Below are 14,499 nucleotides of genomic sequence, written 5' to 3'. Positions count from 1 at the left end.
ATAGTGGCTATTGATTTATCTGTGTTTTCTCGGTTATCGCAAGTTAAAGTTTTAGTGGTTGGCGATGTGATGTTAGACCGTTATTTTATTGGTGATTCACAGCGTATTTCGCCTGAAGCGCCTGTGCCTGTGGTTAAAATTAATCAAACCGATGATAAAGTGGGGGGCGCAGCAAACGTTGCTCGCAATATCGCACATTTAGACGGACAGGTCGGTTTGCTTGGGATTGTTGGTCAAGATGAAAATGGTGCTAGGCTGACCGAACTATTAAAACATGAAAACATTCATTCAGAGTTAGTTGAGCAAAATGCCAAACCCACTATTACTAAATTAAGAGTCGTTAGCCGGCATCAACAAGTTGTTCGGTTAGATTTTGAAGAAACGTTTAATCTACAGCAAGCAACCGAGCTACAAGCTAAATTTGAAGCTGTTTTAGCGGATTATCAAGCTGTTATTTTTTCTGACTATAATAAAGGCTCATTGGCGCACATTTCAAAAATGATTCAAACGGCAAAGCAAGCCGGAAAAATTATTTTAGTTGATCCTAAACAAAGTGATTTAACTTTATACCGCGGCGCGACTGTTATTACCCCTAATTTAGGTGAATTTAAATTGGCCGGTGGTGATGCAACTGATGAGACTAGTATTGCTGACTCTGCACGTCGTTTAATTGCTAACGCCGGGATTGATTCTATTTTATTAACTCGCAGCGAACAGGGAATGTCGGCGATTGATGCTAACGAAAAAATCGATATGCCAGCCCAAGTGCTTGAAGTAAGTGATGTTACCGGTGCCGGTGATACTGTTATTGCTACTTTGGCTGTTATGTTAACGGCTGGGTTATCGTTAGCTGACGCGGCTAAAATGGCTAATTTCGCAGCTGGCATTGTGGTTGCTAAACTGGGCGCTGCTACGGTAAAACCTGAAGAGCTAGCCGCTAAATTTAATCAGCAATTATTAACTCAAGGTACACATTATCAATGCCCATTTGATGATGTGTTACAACATATTGAATTTGCCAAACAAGCAGGTGAAAAAATTGTTTTTACCAATGGCTGTTTTGATATTTTGCATGCAGGTCATGTCGCCTATTTAGAAAAAGCCAAAGCATTAGGTCATAGACTGGTATTAGGTTTAAATTCTGATGACAGTATTAGTCGATTAAAAGGAGCTGACAGACCGGTTAACCCGTTGGAACAACGAGCAATTGTGATGACCGCACTCAAGTCGGTTGATTGGGTGATTCCGTTTGGCGAAGCGGGCGATGACACACCGTTAAAGCTAATTAAATCAGTTAAGCCGGACGTATTAGTTAAAGGCGGCGATTATACAATAGAGACGATCGTGGGAGCTGAATTTGTTCAGCAAAACGGAGGTGATGTCGTTGTGATTGATTTTGTAGATGGTTGTTCAACTACCAATGTGATTAACAAAATTCGCGGTTAATTTTACCTTAGGTCAGCAGATGCTTTAAATGGCATTTTACTTTTTCTGGAGAACTCAACATTTCATCTTATGACTGTTAAGGCTAAAAATTATTTTGAATAAACGCATTTCATTTAAAGCTAAATTAAGTTTATTTTTGTATTCAGTGGCAGGTTACTTATTACTGCCATTTGTCGTGTTGTATTTAGCTCGTCGGATGCTAAAAAGCGAAGATTATCGGCGTGGATTTTGGCAGCGTTTAGGTTATATTTCTAAATCTTATACTGGTTGTATCCATATCCACTGCGCATCGCTGGGTGAAGTCAATGCGGTTAAAACTTTAATCAACCAGCTAATTAAATCTTATTCTCAAAAAACAATAGTTGTGAGCAACTCAACACCGACTGGTGCTTTGCAGGTTAAAAATTTATTTGGCGATAAAGTAGTTCAGGTGATGGCTCCTATTGATACTTGGGGCGCAAGTCGTCGATTTAGTCGCAGATTGAACCCGACTGTATCTTTGTTTACTGAAGTTGAAATTTGGCCTAATTGGATTCACATTTTGCAAAAACGAGGTGTGAGTTTGGCCATGGTTAACGCTCGTTTGTCTGAACGCTCGTTTAATCGCTATCAAAAATGGGCCAGCTTATTTAGTACCAGTATTGCTAGCTTTAGCTGGATCGGCTGCCAAAGCCGTGAAGTAGCTGACCGTTATTTAGCACTGAATGCCCCCTCAGCTCAGGTGACAGGGAACTTAAAATTCGATATTCAGTTACAACCTGATTTATTACAACGGATGGAGCAGTTGCAAGGTTTACTTAAAAACAAACGCCCAACTTGGATTGCTGCCAGTGTACACCCTGATGAATATCAACAAATACTAACGAGCCATTTGTCTATTATTCAAGATAAAAAAGATTGCTTGTTAATTTTGGTCCCCAGACATCCTGAACAATTTACGGCGGTCGCAGATTATTTATCTGCGCAGAAAACACCTTTTGTCACACGCTCTAGCCAAGCTCAAGTCACTGATCAACACGCCGTTTGGTTAATTGATAGTTTAGGAGAGTTACTTGAGTTTTATGCATTGGCCGATATTGCATTTGTTGGTGGAAGTTTAGTTGATAGAGGGGGACATAACCCACTTGAGCCCGCAGCCTTGGGTAAGCCTATTTTAATGGGGCCTTATCAAATAAATTGTTTAGAAACTTGTCATGCACTTCAACAGCATAGAGCGTTAGGGACAATTGAAAATGCCGAGCAGTTAACACATGCGCTAATGCGTTTATGGCAAGAGCCTAATTTGTATCAAGCTGCTGCAGTAGGCGCTAATTTGGTGGTGATGGAAAATCAGGGCGCGACGTTAAAAACCATGACTGCACTGAAGGCTCTGCTTAAACACTAAATTGATATTAGTCTATATATAATTAAACCTATCGACTCGTTATTTTAACTTTGTCAGTTCGGAGCTTATGTTAGAATAGTGCTTTTCGTATTGTTGAAAGTGTCTGTATGCAAGGTTGTATTAAAAAATTAAAATCAGAGTTAACCGCTCCTATCCAATATCAGTTGCCGCTGGGTGAGCAGTTGGTTGATTTGAATCAATATATTGGCAAACCAATAAAACTAATTCACACGGGTAATATTTATTGCTTAAATTGCAGTAAAAAAACGAAAAAAAGCTTTTCACAAGGGTATTGTTTTGGATGCATGCGTAAATTAGCTGCATGTGATATGTGTATTATGAAACCCGAAACTTGTCACCATCATTTGGGCACTTGCCGCGAACCTCAGTGGGGTGAAGACAATTGCATGATTGATCATTATGTTTATTTGGCCAATACCTCAGGTTTAAAAGTGGGGATTACTCGCCACACTCAAATCCCAACAAGGTGGATAGACCAAGGCGCAACTCAAGCATTGCCTATCTTCAGAGTAAAAACACGATTAATATCTGGTTTAGTTGAAATTGCATTGGCAGAATTTATTGCAGATAAAACCAATTGGCGAGCTTTGTTAAAAGGTGAAAATCAAGATATTAACTTGCAAGATAAAGCGGCTGAGCTAAAACCATTAATTGCCCAAAAACTGGCAGACATTAAGCTAAAATTCGGTGAAGACGCGGTTGAGGAACTGAATCAAAAAACGATTGAATTGAGTTTTCCAGTCACTGAGTATCCAACTAAAATTAAGTCTTTTAATTTTGATAAAGACCCTGTCGTGACTGGAGTGTTAGAGGGAATTAAAGGCCAATATTTAATTTTTGATAATGGCGTAATTAACATTCGTAAATTCACCTCATATGAATGTGAATTTGAAGCACTATAGCAATTCTTTGTAAGTAACAGCAAAGGCTATCAGCATTGATATGCTTGATAGCCTTTTAATAAAGCTTGCCAGTTATCCTGTTTAAAATAAAAGTGAGTTTGTTTTTCAACTTCTTTTTTGAGCGAAACTAATAAACGATTTAAATTATTTTGCTGCCAAGCTTTTGCAGGTGCTTTAAAGTGTCCTCGGTCAAAATCGATAATCCAAACTTTGCTTGTCTTGTCCAACATAATATTGTGTATGTTTAAATCAGCATGAAACACGCCAGCTTGGTGAAATTGGGCAATGGTTTTGCCAATATTTTGCCAAGTTAAATTATCTAGCGGCACTGTTTTTAATAAGTGAAAAACATCGGTCGCATCAGCAATTTGGTGCATGATGATGTCAGCAGAGTATAAATGTGCGCAACGAGTTAACCTAGCCGCTATAGGGGTTGGTACAGGTAAATCAAGTGCTTTCATTTGTTCTAATAACGCAAACTCGCGGTAAACTCGGCTCCGTTTTAAGCCAAAATAAAAGTAGCCATCGTTGGCTATTTTACCAATTAAACCACCTCGGTAATAATGCCTTAAAACGTACGATTGGTGATTATAATCAAAAAAATAAGTGGTATTACGACCAACAGATTGGCCGCTGATTGCATTTTTTTGTTTCCAGTATTGGGCATTAAACCAATCGGGTTGGATGGGTAAATCACTTTTTTCAGGAGTGATTAAAAATTGTTTATTTGTGAATTGGCTGATTTTTGGCAAAGGATATGCTCTTACCTGTTTAACGATAATTTTTTTGCCAAGTATACTCAAACCCGTGCTAAATGCGAACAAAGTTGCTAAGCGTTTTGCGATTAGCTTAACTTATGGCAAAATTCTGTTGGATAATTTTATAAAACGCACTGCGTATTTTTAAGGCAAGCAAATCATAATGAGTTCGAGCCCCCATATTCAATCTATTTGTATTTTACGTTTATCCGCAATAGGTGATGTTTGTCATGCTGTAGCGAGTGTACAAGCCATTCAACGACAATACCCCAGTGCAAAAATCACTTGGGTTATCGGAAAAATAGAAGCTATGCTGCTGGCTGACTTACCCGGTGTCCGTTTTGTTGTTTTTGATAAAAAGCAAGGCTGGCAAGCTTATCGCCAGCTTAAAAAAGATTTACCAGAAAAATTTGATGTTTTGCTGCATATGCAGGTAGCTTTGCGCGCTAATATTGCGGCATTTTTTATTAAAGCGAAACGTAAAATTGGTTTTGCTTCGCATTTGTCAAAAGAGCTGCATAGTTTTGCAATTAATGAGAGCTGTGAAGCTGTTAAGCAGCCACATGTTTTAGAAGGCTTTCAGGCTTTTGCCAAACAAATAGGTGTGCCTGATTTTAAACCAAGCTGGCATATACCGGTAAGCGAGTCTGATATTGATTGGGCTAAACAGCAATACACTGCAGGTAAACCTGTATTTGTTATTGCGGCAGCAGCGAGTAAAGCTGAACGTAATTGGTTAGCTGAACGATATGCAAAAGTGGCCGATTACGCTGTGGATAAAGGTTTCGAGGTTATTTTAAGTGGTGGACCTACACCTATGGAAAAAACCTTAGCGGAAAACATAATGCGTTTTTGTCAACATCGAGTTAAAAATTGTGTAGGGCAATCGAGTTTAAAACAATTGCTCGCGCTATTAGCGAAAGCAGATATTGTACTAGCGCCAGATACCGGACCGGCACACATGGCTGTTACGCAAGGAACTCCTGTCATTGGGCTTTACGCTCATAGCAACCCCGCTAGAACTGGCCCATATGGTTATCAACATTTTGTGGTTGAGGTTTATCATCAGCATTTAAAAGCTCAATTTTCAAAAGGCGCGGATAAATTAAAGTGGGGCACGCGTGTTAAAGGTGAAAACTTAATGCAAGATATTAGCACTCAATCGGTTATTGATATGTTTGATCGGGTTATAGAGTCGCGAGGTATAAAAAGTGAATAAAGCATTACTATTAGATAGGGATGGTATTATTAATCACGATTTGGCATACGTGCATAAAGTAGCCGATTTTAGTTTTACCGATCATATATTTTCGCTTTGCCAACAAGCGAAAGCATTGGACTATTTTATTATTGTGGTGACGAATCAAGCCGGTATTGCACGAGGACTATATACCGAGCAAGCTGTTAGAGAATTGCACCAATGGATGATCGCGGAGTTTAAAAAAGCAGATATTGATATTCAAAAAGCGTATTACTGCCCACATCATCCAGAACATGGTGGTTTGCAATACCAGCACAATTGCTTGTGCCGAAAACCTATGCCCGGTATGTTATTACAAGCTAAACGTGAGTTTGATTTAGATATGAGTCAGTCGGTAATGATAGGCGATAGAGAATCTGATGTGAAAGCGGCTTTGGCTGCAAAAGTGAATCGGCGTATTTTAGTTAAATCTGATTATACTCAAGCAGATAATTTAGATGATACCGCTGCAACTGAAATTGTTGAATGTCTGTCTGAAATTAAGTTTTAGTTATATTTAAATCTCCCCTACCATAATAAACATACTACCGTGACTGAACGAAGTAGGGGCGTGCGCCGCGATGAAACCGGACTGATATTAAATGAATTCAGAAATGGGTTAGGATTAGAAATCAGTTGAGGTATATATCTGAGGCTATATAAAAATGTAGGCAGCTAACTGATAAGGAATGAGTCGGAATTAGAAATCAGTTGAGGTATATAGCTGAGGCTATATAAAAATGTAGGTAGCTAACTGATAAGGAATGAGTCGGAATTAGAAATCAGTTGAGTTATATGGCTGAGGTTATATAAAAATGTAGGTAGCTAACTGATAAGGAATGAGCAAACCAACCAGTTAACCACCCACACGCCACGGAGATAACTTGATAACTGTGGGTAATCATCAAGTTGAGTATAGAATAACTTATTTACACTTAATTGCAAGTGATAATTGTTTTCATTTGTATTAATTTAAATATCGTTTAGATATTAACCCCTGCAAATTTGTTCTAAAGAATTATAAATCCCTTTTTTTCCATTTTTTCACCATTTTTTACCACTTTTCAGCCACTTGAATCGCAGGCCTGTATTTACGTGATTTTCTTCGCAATTCGAACGCTTTTTTTAACTTGACAAAGCTTTGATGGGTACTCAAACTGTGAAAAAGTGGTATAAAGTGGATCAAAGTGGGATATAATAACACTGAACTTCATGGGACCGAACGTATATAAACGACAAAATAAGCCAAGAAATCAGGATAACGGGATAAAAATCAGGTGTTTAGGGGTGCGAACGCAATCACAATGGACGATAAAGGGCGGATAACAATTCCAACCCGCTATCGTGAATCACTGCAAGACGAATGCGGTGGTCAAGTGGTATGCACAATCGATACTTATCAACCTTGTTTACTTTTATACCCGTTGAATGAATGGGAGCAGGTTGAAAAACGTTTGCGAGCTTTGTCTGACATGAAACCAAATGAGCGACGTTTCAAGCGTTTGTTGCTAGGTCATGCAACAGAAGGCGAAATAGACAAAAATGGTCGTTTATTGATTTCTAATACGCTTAGAAAAAGAGTCGGTTTAGAAAAACAAATTATGCTAGTTGGTCAGCTCAATAAATTTGAAATATGGAGTGATGCTGATTGGCAAGATCAAATTAACGATGACATGGAACTAATTGAGTCAGGTGAATTTGAGTTAACCGAAAAACTTGAAGAATTTTCACTTTAAAATTCATAACAAATAAAAGCAGATTAATTCATGCAAACAGAAAGTGGACATATTAGTGTTTTATTAAATGAATCAGTGGATGGATTAGCGATAAAACCAGGCGGTATTTATGTGGATTGCACTTTTGGACGGGGCGGACATAGTCGCGTTATTTTAAACCAATTAAGTGAAGATGCGCGATTAATTGCAATTGATCAAGATCCAAGTGCGATCGCTTGGGCCGAGCAACATTTTGATGATCCTCGATTTGAAATAGTACAAGGTAACTTTAGAGACTTGGCTCAAATTATTGAAGCGCGAGGCTTAACCGGAAAAATTGATGGCGTGTTAATGGATTTAGGCGTGAGCTCACCACAGCTAGACGAAGCCGAACGTGGTTTTAGCTTTATGCGAAATGGTCCTTTAGATATGCGAATGAACCCGGATACTGGCATGTCAGCTTCGGAGTGGTTACAAGTAGCAAGCGAAGACGAAATTGCGTTTGTTTTAAAAGAATATGGTGAAGAAAGATTTGCTCGCAAGATTGCACGCGCAATTGTGCACGACAGAGTGGAAGCTCCTTTTACGACCACGGCACAATTAGCGGGTTTGTTAGGGCGAATCATTAAAAAGAAAGAGCCAGGAAAACATCCAGCAACTCGAAGCTTTCAAGCGTTACGAATTCAAGTTAATGGTGAGCTTGATGCGATTAAGGAAGTGCTGGTGGGGGCAATGGATGTAGTGAAAAAACATGGGCGTATTTCAGTTATTAGTTTTCATTCGTTAGAAGATCGCATCGTTAAGCGTTTTTTTAATGAAAAAAGCAAAGCAAAGCCCATACCCCGAGGATTGCCTGTTACTGATGATGAGTTAAACCAAGATATTAAATTAAAGCTAGTGACAAAAGCGGTTAAACCAAGCGCACAAGAAATTGAAAGGAACCCACGTTCTCGAAGTTCAGTTTTGAGGGTTGCAGAGCGTGTCGCAGATTAATAAACGTAAGCACAAATCTGTTGATAAAGCACGTCAGCCTAGTTTGGTTAAAAGCATAGTTTCGGACTGGCTTGCGCAAAAAGTGACAATTTTTTTGCTGATATGTGTGTTGGCCAGTGCTTATGCCGTAATTTATTACGCTTGGAGCAACCGACAGTTAAATACCCAACTGCAAAGATTATTAGAAGATAAAGATAAGTTAGACATTGATTGGCGGCATATGCTGATCGAAAACAACGTGTTATCTGAACATAACCGAGTTGAGCAGATAGCGAAAGATGAATTAAACATGCTTAGGCCTAAAGGCGAGCAGGAAATTATAATAAAAGTCCCATGAACAAACGAAAAGCAATCAAACAAACAGGCACAATACGCTGGCGGTTATTTACCGTCTTTAGCTTAATTGCGCTTGTATTTTTTGGTTTGATTGTACGTACCGCTTATATTCAAGTTATTTCTCCTGATGAGTTAAAAAAACAAGGCGATTTAAGAACACATCGGCAGTTATCTGACACGGTATTGCGAGGGATGATTACTGATCGCAATGGTTTGGAACTAGCCATTAGTGTGCCTGTTAACACTGTTTGGGCTGATCCTAAGCAAGTTATTGAATCTCAAGGGTTAGACAAAGACAGAGAGTGGCGAGCGCTGGCAGATATTCTTGATATCGATGTTGATAAAATTAAGCAGCGTATAACGGCTAATCCAACTGGCCGTTTTGTGTATTTAGCAAGGCAAGTTTCACCAGCGATGGCTGATTATGTTCGCCATTTAAACTTGAAAGGGGTTTATTTACGGCCCGAATCAAAACGCTATTACCCAGCTGCTGAAATTAATGCTCACATTGTGGGCATTACTAATATTGATGATCAAGGTATCGACGGCATTGAAAAGTTATATGACGATGCGTTAACAGGCGAAAACGGCAAAAAAAGCATATTGCGTGATGCTAAAGGCCATGTGATTGAAGTTTTATCTGAACAAGCGGCCAAACAAGCTAAAGATATTAGTTTGTCTATTGATCAGCGTATTCAAACACTTGCTTATCAAGAACTAAAAAAAGCGGTTCAATATTATCAGGCAGATTCAGGCACTGTAGTAGCGCTAGACGTTAACTCAGGTGAAATTTTAGCTATGGTTAATAATCCGTCATATAACCCAAATAATCGAAGTGGTGTGAGTCAGTCGGCTATGCGTAATCGCAGTATTACCGATACTTTTGAGCCCGGTTCAACAATTAAGCCTTTAGCCGTTCTTTCGGCTTTGGAATTTGGTTCAATTAATGCTGGTTCAGTCATTGATACTTCGCCAGGTTGGATTATGTTTGGTGGCCGCCGAGTTAGGGATCCATATAACCGTGGCAAGTTAACGATTGAGCAAATCTTAAAAAAATCAAGTAATGTCGGCACCACTAAACTCGCTTTGTCTTTACCACATGAACAGTTTTTAGATGCTTTTTATAACGTTGGTTTTGGCAGCGAAACTGGAACAGGTTTACTGGGTGAAAGCTCTGGTATTTTTTATGATCGCCGGCGTTGGTCTGAATTCGAATTAGCAACCTTATCTTTTGGTTATGGTTTATCTGTTACCGCTCTACAATTAGCGCAAATGTATGCAACCATAGGTAACGGCGGGGTTCGCAGACCGCTTTCTATTTTAAAACGTGAAGCCCCAATGGAAGGCTCGCAAGTATTTAGTCATAGCTCGTCACGCCAATTATTAAAAATGATGGAATCGGTCTTAGATGATGACGGGTCTGGCCATAAAGCCGCGGTTGAAGGTTATCGCGTGGCTGGTAAAACTGGGACATCACGTAAGGCTGTAGCTGGCGGGTACGGTAATGATTATGTTGGTTTATTTGCAGGTGTTGCGCCCGTATCGGATCCTAAAATTGCTTTAGTGGTAGTAATTAATAACCCTAAAGGCGATAAATATTATGGCGGCGACGTGGCAGCCCCAGTGTTTAGTAAAGTAATGGGTGGAGCATTGCAAATTTTGAATGTGCCTAATGATAAATCAGATACGGATGACATTCAGCTAGCTCAGTTAAAAGGAGATAGCTCGAATGCTTACTAGTGGTAGCCAATTTATCGAATTAGCCGAACAGTTATTAGGCTGCGACCTAGTCGATGTTAAAATAGACACTATGACGTGTCATAGTCAGCAGGTTACTCAAAATTCTTGTTTTTTAGCGTTGGCTGGTCATCAAGTTCATGGCTCTGTTTACAATCAAGATGCGGCAGATAAAGGCGCAAGTTTAATTTTATGTGATACTGCAGAGCAAGAGTTTCACGGTCAAAAAAGCTTAATTGGTAATACTGTTTGCATTTTAGTGTGTGGTTTAAATGAGTTAGCAGGCGAATTAGCTGATATATTTTACGCCCAACCCAGTATGCAATTAAGCCTAGTTGGTGTAACTGGGACTAATGGTAAAACCTCGGTTTGCGAGATGATTTATCAGCTGGCTCAGCAATTAAACATTAGGCCGGCTTACATGGGTACCTTAGGCGTTAAATATAAAAATACGTCAATACAAACAGGTTTAACAACCCCTGATGCCGTTAGTGTGCAGGGCTATTTGGCTAATTTTGTTCAGGCTGACTGTGAGCTTGCCGCGATTGAAGTATCGTCTCATGCAGTGGTCCAGTATAGAGTGAATGGCTGTCAATTTGATAGATTAGCTTTTACAAATTTATCGCATGATCATTTAGATTATCATCAGACGATGGAGGCGTATTTTGCAGCTAAAGCTAGTTTATTTTTACAAAACCCTCAAGCTTGTCATTTAATCAATACTGATCATGAGTATGGTCGAACTTTAATTCGTTTATTAAAAACAAAGCAAACCACACCTGACGTGTTAGCCGTTGGACGCACTGCATCAAATTATGCAGACAAATATTTAAAATTAGTGAGTGTTTCAGCTTTAGCGAAAGGCTTTAAAGTTACGCTTGAATATGGCGATGGCAAAACAGTTGAAAAAGCGCAAGGCTATTTACCGCTAATTGGTGAGTTTAATATTGAAAATCTGTTAATTGCAATGGCCAGTTTATTAAGCCCGACTATCAGTTTACAGCAATTGATACAGGCAGCAGAAAAGCTAATTCCGATAGCGGGTCGTATGGAAAACTTTAGCGTTAATGGGATTAATTTGGTTGTAGATTTTGCACATACACCAGACGGTTTAGCGCAAGCTTTAAGGGCGTGTCGCTCACATTGTCAGGCTAAGCTGTGGGTGGTCTTTGGGTGTGGTGGCGACAGAGATAAAAATAAACGTGCAGAAATGGGCACTATTGCACAAGAATTAGCAGACAAAATTATATTAACGAACGACAACCCAAGATCTGAGTCACAAGCGCACATTATTAATGATATTACCCGTAATATGACTCAAAACACATATCAAATAGAGTTGGATCGTAAACAAGCTATCCGTTTTGCTTACCAAAATGCTAAAGCTGGCGATTATATTTTGATTGCCGGAAAAGGCCATGAAACGTATCAAGAATTTGCCGATGGCAATATCGATTATAACGAACGCGCTTTTGTGGCTGAACTTATTCAGGGGGCAGCATGATCCCCGTTCAATTATCAAAATGGGCAGAAATCACCCAAGGTAAATTAGTGGGTGAAGACACACAGGTTCAATCAGTAAGCCATGACAGCCGACAGCTGGAAAATATTGATGTTTATATTGCTATTAGCGGTGAACGTTTTGATGGTCATCAATTTTGCCAGCAAGCGGTTGAGCAAGGCGTTAAATGTATTTTGGTGTCTGAGCCACAAGATTTAGCTGTTACTCAGCTAGTGGTTAAAGATACTCGAATTGCATTAGGTCAAATTGCGGCGTTTAATAAATCATTGGCGCAGGTCAAAACTGTTGCTATTACCGGCAGCTGCGGTAAAACCACAGTAAAAGAGATGCTAAGCGCCATTTGCCAACGAGTGGGCAAAACGTTGGCCACCAAAGGTAATTATAATAACGATATTGGGGTGCCTTTAACATTACTTAGGTTAACTCAAAATGATGAATATGCAGTGATTGAGTTGGGTGCAAATCATATCGGTGAAATTGCTTATACCGCAGGTTTAACTCAGGCTGATGTGGCTGTGGTAAATAATGTTAGCGCTGCTCACTTGGAAGGTTTTGGCAGCTTAGAAGGTGTTGCTCAAGCTAAAGGTGAAATTTATCAAGCCTTATCAGAAGATGGAATTGCAGTGATTAATTCTGATAGTGAGTATTTACATTTTTGGCATAACGAAACCTCACAACGTCATCAAATATCGTATTCGATAGAGCCTTTTGCTGATGTTTATTTGCAAAATTTAAGTTTAAATGCAGCTTTGTACCCAACGTTTGAATGGGTTTATCGGGGGCAATCACACCAAATTACATTACCTTTGCCGGGCGAACATAATGCCTTGAATGCTTTGGCTGCGATTAGCTGTGCTATTGGCTTAGGCATAAGTGCTGAAAAAATTAATCAAGGGTTATTATCCGTTCAAAGTACTAATGGCCGAGTTAAGGTTTATCAGCCTAGCCCGCAAGTTTGTATTATTGATGATACGTACAATGCTAATTTAGCGTCGATGAAAGCTGCGATTAATTTGCTAGCTAAAACCCATGGTCATCAAATTTTTATTATGGGTGATATGGGCGAAATGGGCGATTACAGCCATGCCATTCATCAGCAAGTTGGCGAGCATGTTGTCGCCAATAATATAGACACCTTTTATACCACTGGTGAGTTATCTCAATTTGCCCAGCCGATAACTGAGCATCATTTTAATGATATTAATGGACTAATAGAAAAAATTAAACAGGACGTGAATTTACTTATTACAGAGCAAGCAGACTCTGTGATTACAATTTTAGTCAAAGGCTCTCGCGGCGCTCAAATGGAGCGAGTTGTAGATGCTCTTAAGCCGTATTGTGAGGAAATTGTTTCATGTTAGTTTGGTTGGCTCAGTGGTTACAAGAAAATGTACATAGCGGGTTTAACGTTTTCTCGTACCTGACATTTCGCGCAATATTAAGCATTTTGACGGGTTTAGCTTTGTCGTTATATTTAGGCCCTAAACTAATTCGTTACTTGCAAAAAATGCAAATAGGGCAAACGGTAAGAACCGATGGTCCAGAATCACATTTTTCTAAATCGGGTACGCCAACAATGGGCGGACTATTAATCTTAGGGGCGATATCGACCTCTATTTTATTATGGGCCGACTTAAGTAATCGTTATGTTTTGGTTACTTTATTTGTAGTTATCGCATTTGGTTTGATTGGTTTTGTTGATGATTACCGAAAGGTAATCCGTAAAGATAGCAACGGGCTAATTGCCCGCTGGAAGTATTTTTGGCAGTCAGTAACTGCTATCGCCGTGGCTATCACTTTATTTTATACCACCAAACAACCAGCTGAAACACAGTTATTAATTCCTTTTGTTAAAGAAATTATGCCTCAACTAGGTTTGTTTTATTTAGTTACAACTTACTTTGTCATTGTGGGCACCAGTAACGCGGTTAATTTAACCGATGGTTTAGACGGTTTGGCAATCGTGCCAACTATTATGGTTGCAGCGGCTTTTGCCATTATTGCTTATGTTACAGGAAACGTGAATTTTTCAGCTTATTTGAATATCCCATTTATTCCTGAAACCAGTGAATTAGTTATTGTTTGTACCGCCATCTTTGGCGCTGGATTAGGCTTTTTATGGTTTAACACGTACCCAGCTCAAGTCTTTATGGGTGATGTGGGTTCATTAGCTTTAGGGGCAACCCTTGGGGTAATTGCGGTACTAGTTAGACAAGAAATTGTATTAGTTATTATGGGCGGTGTGTTTGTAATGGAAACCATTTCGGTCATTTTACAAGTGGGTAGTTACAAGCTCAGAGGCACACGAATTTTTAGAATGGCGCCAATTCACCACCACTATGAATTAAAAGGTTGGCCAGAGCCAAGAGTGATTGTTCGATTTTGGATCATTAGTTTGGTTTTGGTACTGGTGGGTTTAGCAACATTAAAACTCAGATAAAGTTG

General features: G+C 39.4%; 13 protein-coding genes. 12 read left to right on the top strand and 1 reads right to left on the bottom strand.

What is annotated here, in order from left to right:
- Positions 1-9 precede the first annotated feature (9 nt).
- The 3 genes from hldE to OLW01_RS10965 all read left to right on the top strand — a co-directional run bounded on the left by hldE (position 10) and on the right by OLW01_RS10965 (position 3,753).
- On the top strand, positions 10-1,446 hold the full coding sequence (gene hldE, locus OLW01_RS10975) for a bifunctional D-glycero-beta-D-manno-heptose-7-phosphate kinase/D-glycero-beta-D-manno-heptose 1-phosphate adenylyltransferase HldE (protein ID WP_268076215.1): 1,437 nt from the start codon (positions 10-12) through the stop codon (positions 1,444-1,446).
- A gap of 94 nt (positions 1,447-1,540) precedes the next feature.
- Entirely contained in the window at positions 1,541-2,830 is a 1,290-nt protein-coding gene (locus tag OLW01_RS10970) for a 3-deoxy-D-manno-octulosonic acid transferase (RefSeq protein WP_268073956.1), read from the top strand.
- A gap of 107 nt (positions 2,831-2,937) precedes the next feature.
- Complete coding sequence (locus tag OLW01_RS10965; RefSeq protein WP_268073955.1) at positions 2,938-3,753, top strand: DUF2797 domain-containing protein; 816 nt, start codon at positions 2,938-2,940, stop codon at positions 3,751-3,753.
- Between the two features lie 29 nt (positions 3,754-3,782).
- On the opposite strand, the gene OLW01_RS10960 is transcribed toward OLW01_RS10965, so the two are convergent.
- Positions 3,783-4,505: a 3-deoxy-D-manno-octulosonic acid kinase gene (locus OLW01_RS10960; protein WP_268073954.1), complete on the bottom strand. Its 723-nt coding sequence runs from the start codon at positions 4,503-4,505 to the stop codon at positions 3,783-3,785.
- A 169-nt stretch (positions 4,506-4,674) separates the two neighbouring features.
- Here OLW01_RS10960 and OLW01_RS10955 point away from each other — a divergent pair, with 169 nt between their 5' ends.
- The 9 genes from OLW01_RS10955 to mraY all read left to right on the top strand — a co-directional run bounded on the left by OLW01_RS10955 (position 4,675) and on the right by mraY (position 14,494).
- Entirely contained in the window at positions 4,675-5,730 is a 1,056-nt protein-coding gene (locus OLW01_RS10955) for a glycosyltransferase family 9 protein (protein WP_268073953.1), read from the top strand.
- Complete coding sequence (gene gmhB / locus OLW01_RS10950) at positions 5,723-6,262, top strand: D-glycero-beta-D-manno-heptose 1,7-bisphosphate 7-phosphatase (RefSeq protein ID WP_268073952.1); 540 nt, start codon at positions 5,723-5,725, stop codon at positions 6,260-6,262. The genes OLW01_RS10955 and gmhB overlap by 8 nt, the downstream gene beginning before the upstream one ends.
- Positions 6,263-7,028: 766 nt before the next feature.
- Positions 7,029-7,487 carry a division/cell wall cluster transcriptional repressor MraZ gene (gene mraZ / locus OLW01_RS10945; protein WP_268073951.1) on the top strand — a complete coding sequence of 153 codons (459 nt, stop codon included), beginning with the start codon at positions 7,029-7,031 and terminating at the stop codon, positions 7,485-7,487.
- Between the two features lie 30 nt (positions 7,488-7,517).
- Complete coding sequence (gene rsmH / locus OLW01_RS10940; RefSeq protein WP_268073950.1) at positions 7,518-8,459, top strand: 16S rRNA (cytosine(1402)-N(4))-methyltransferase RsmH; 942 nt, start codon at positions 7,518-7,520, stop codon at positions 8,457-8,459.
- Complete coding sequence (gene ftsL / locus OLW01_RS10935) at positions 8,446-8,796, top strand: cell division protein FtsL (protein ID WP_268073949.1); 351 nt, start codon at positions 8,446-8,448, stop codon at positions 8,794-8,796. Before rsmH ends, ftsL begins: the two co-directional genes overlap by 14 nt.
- Positions 8,793-10,535 carry a penicillin-binding transpeptidase domain-containing protein gene (locus tag OLW01_RS10930; protein ID WP_268073948.1) on the top strand — a complete coding sequence of 581 codons (1,743 nt, stop codon included), beginning with the start codon at positions 8,793-8,795 and terminating at the stop codon, positions 10,533-10,535. Before ftsL ends, OLW01_RS10930 begins: the two co-directional genes overlap by 4 nt.
- On the top strand, positions 10,525-12,036 hold the full coding sequence (locus tag OLW01_RS10925) for a UDP-N-acetylmuramoyl-L-alanyl-D-glutamate--2,6-diaminopimelate ligase (protein ID WP_268073947.1): 1,512 nt from the start codon (positions 10,525-10,527) through the stop codon (positions 12,034-12,036). The genes OLW01_RS10930 and OLW01_RS10925 overlap by 11 nt, the downstream gene beginning before the upstream one ends.
- Complete coding sequence (locus OLW01_RS10920; RefSeq protein WP_268073946.1) at positions 12,033-13,415, top strand: UDP-N-acetylmuramoyl-tripeptide--D-alanyl-D-alanine ligase; 1,383 nt, start codon at positions 12,033-12,035, stop codon at positions 13,413-13,415. Before OLW01_RS10925 ends, OLW01_RS10920 begins: the two co-directional genes overlap by 4 nt.
- On the top strand, positions 13,409-14,494 hold the full coding sequence (gene mraY, locus OLW01_RS10915) for a phospho-N-acetylmuramoyl-pentapeptide-transferase (protein WP_268073945.1): 1,086 nt from the start codon (positions 13,409-13,411) through the stop codon (positions 14,492-14,494). Before OLW01_RS10920 ends, mraY begins: the two co-directional genes overlap by 7 nt.
- The last annotated feature ends 5 nt before the right edge of the window (positions 14,495-14,499 follow it).

The sequence above is a fragment of the Catenovulum adriaticum genome (assembly GCF_026725475.1).
GTDB lineage: Bacteria > Pseudomonadota > Gammaproteobacteria > Enterobacterales > Alteromonadaceae > Catenovulum > Catenovulum adriaticum.
Note: the sequence above shows the minus strand (reverse complement) of the source record. Positions and strands in the feature narration are given on the sequence as shown.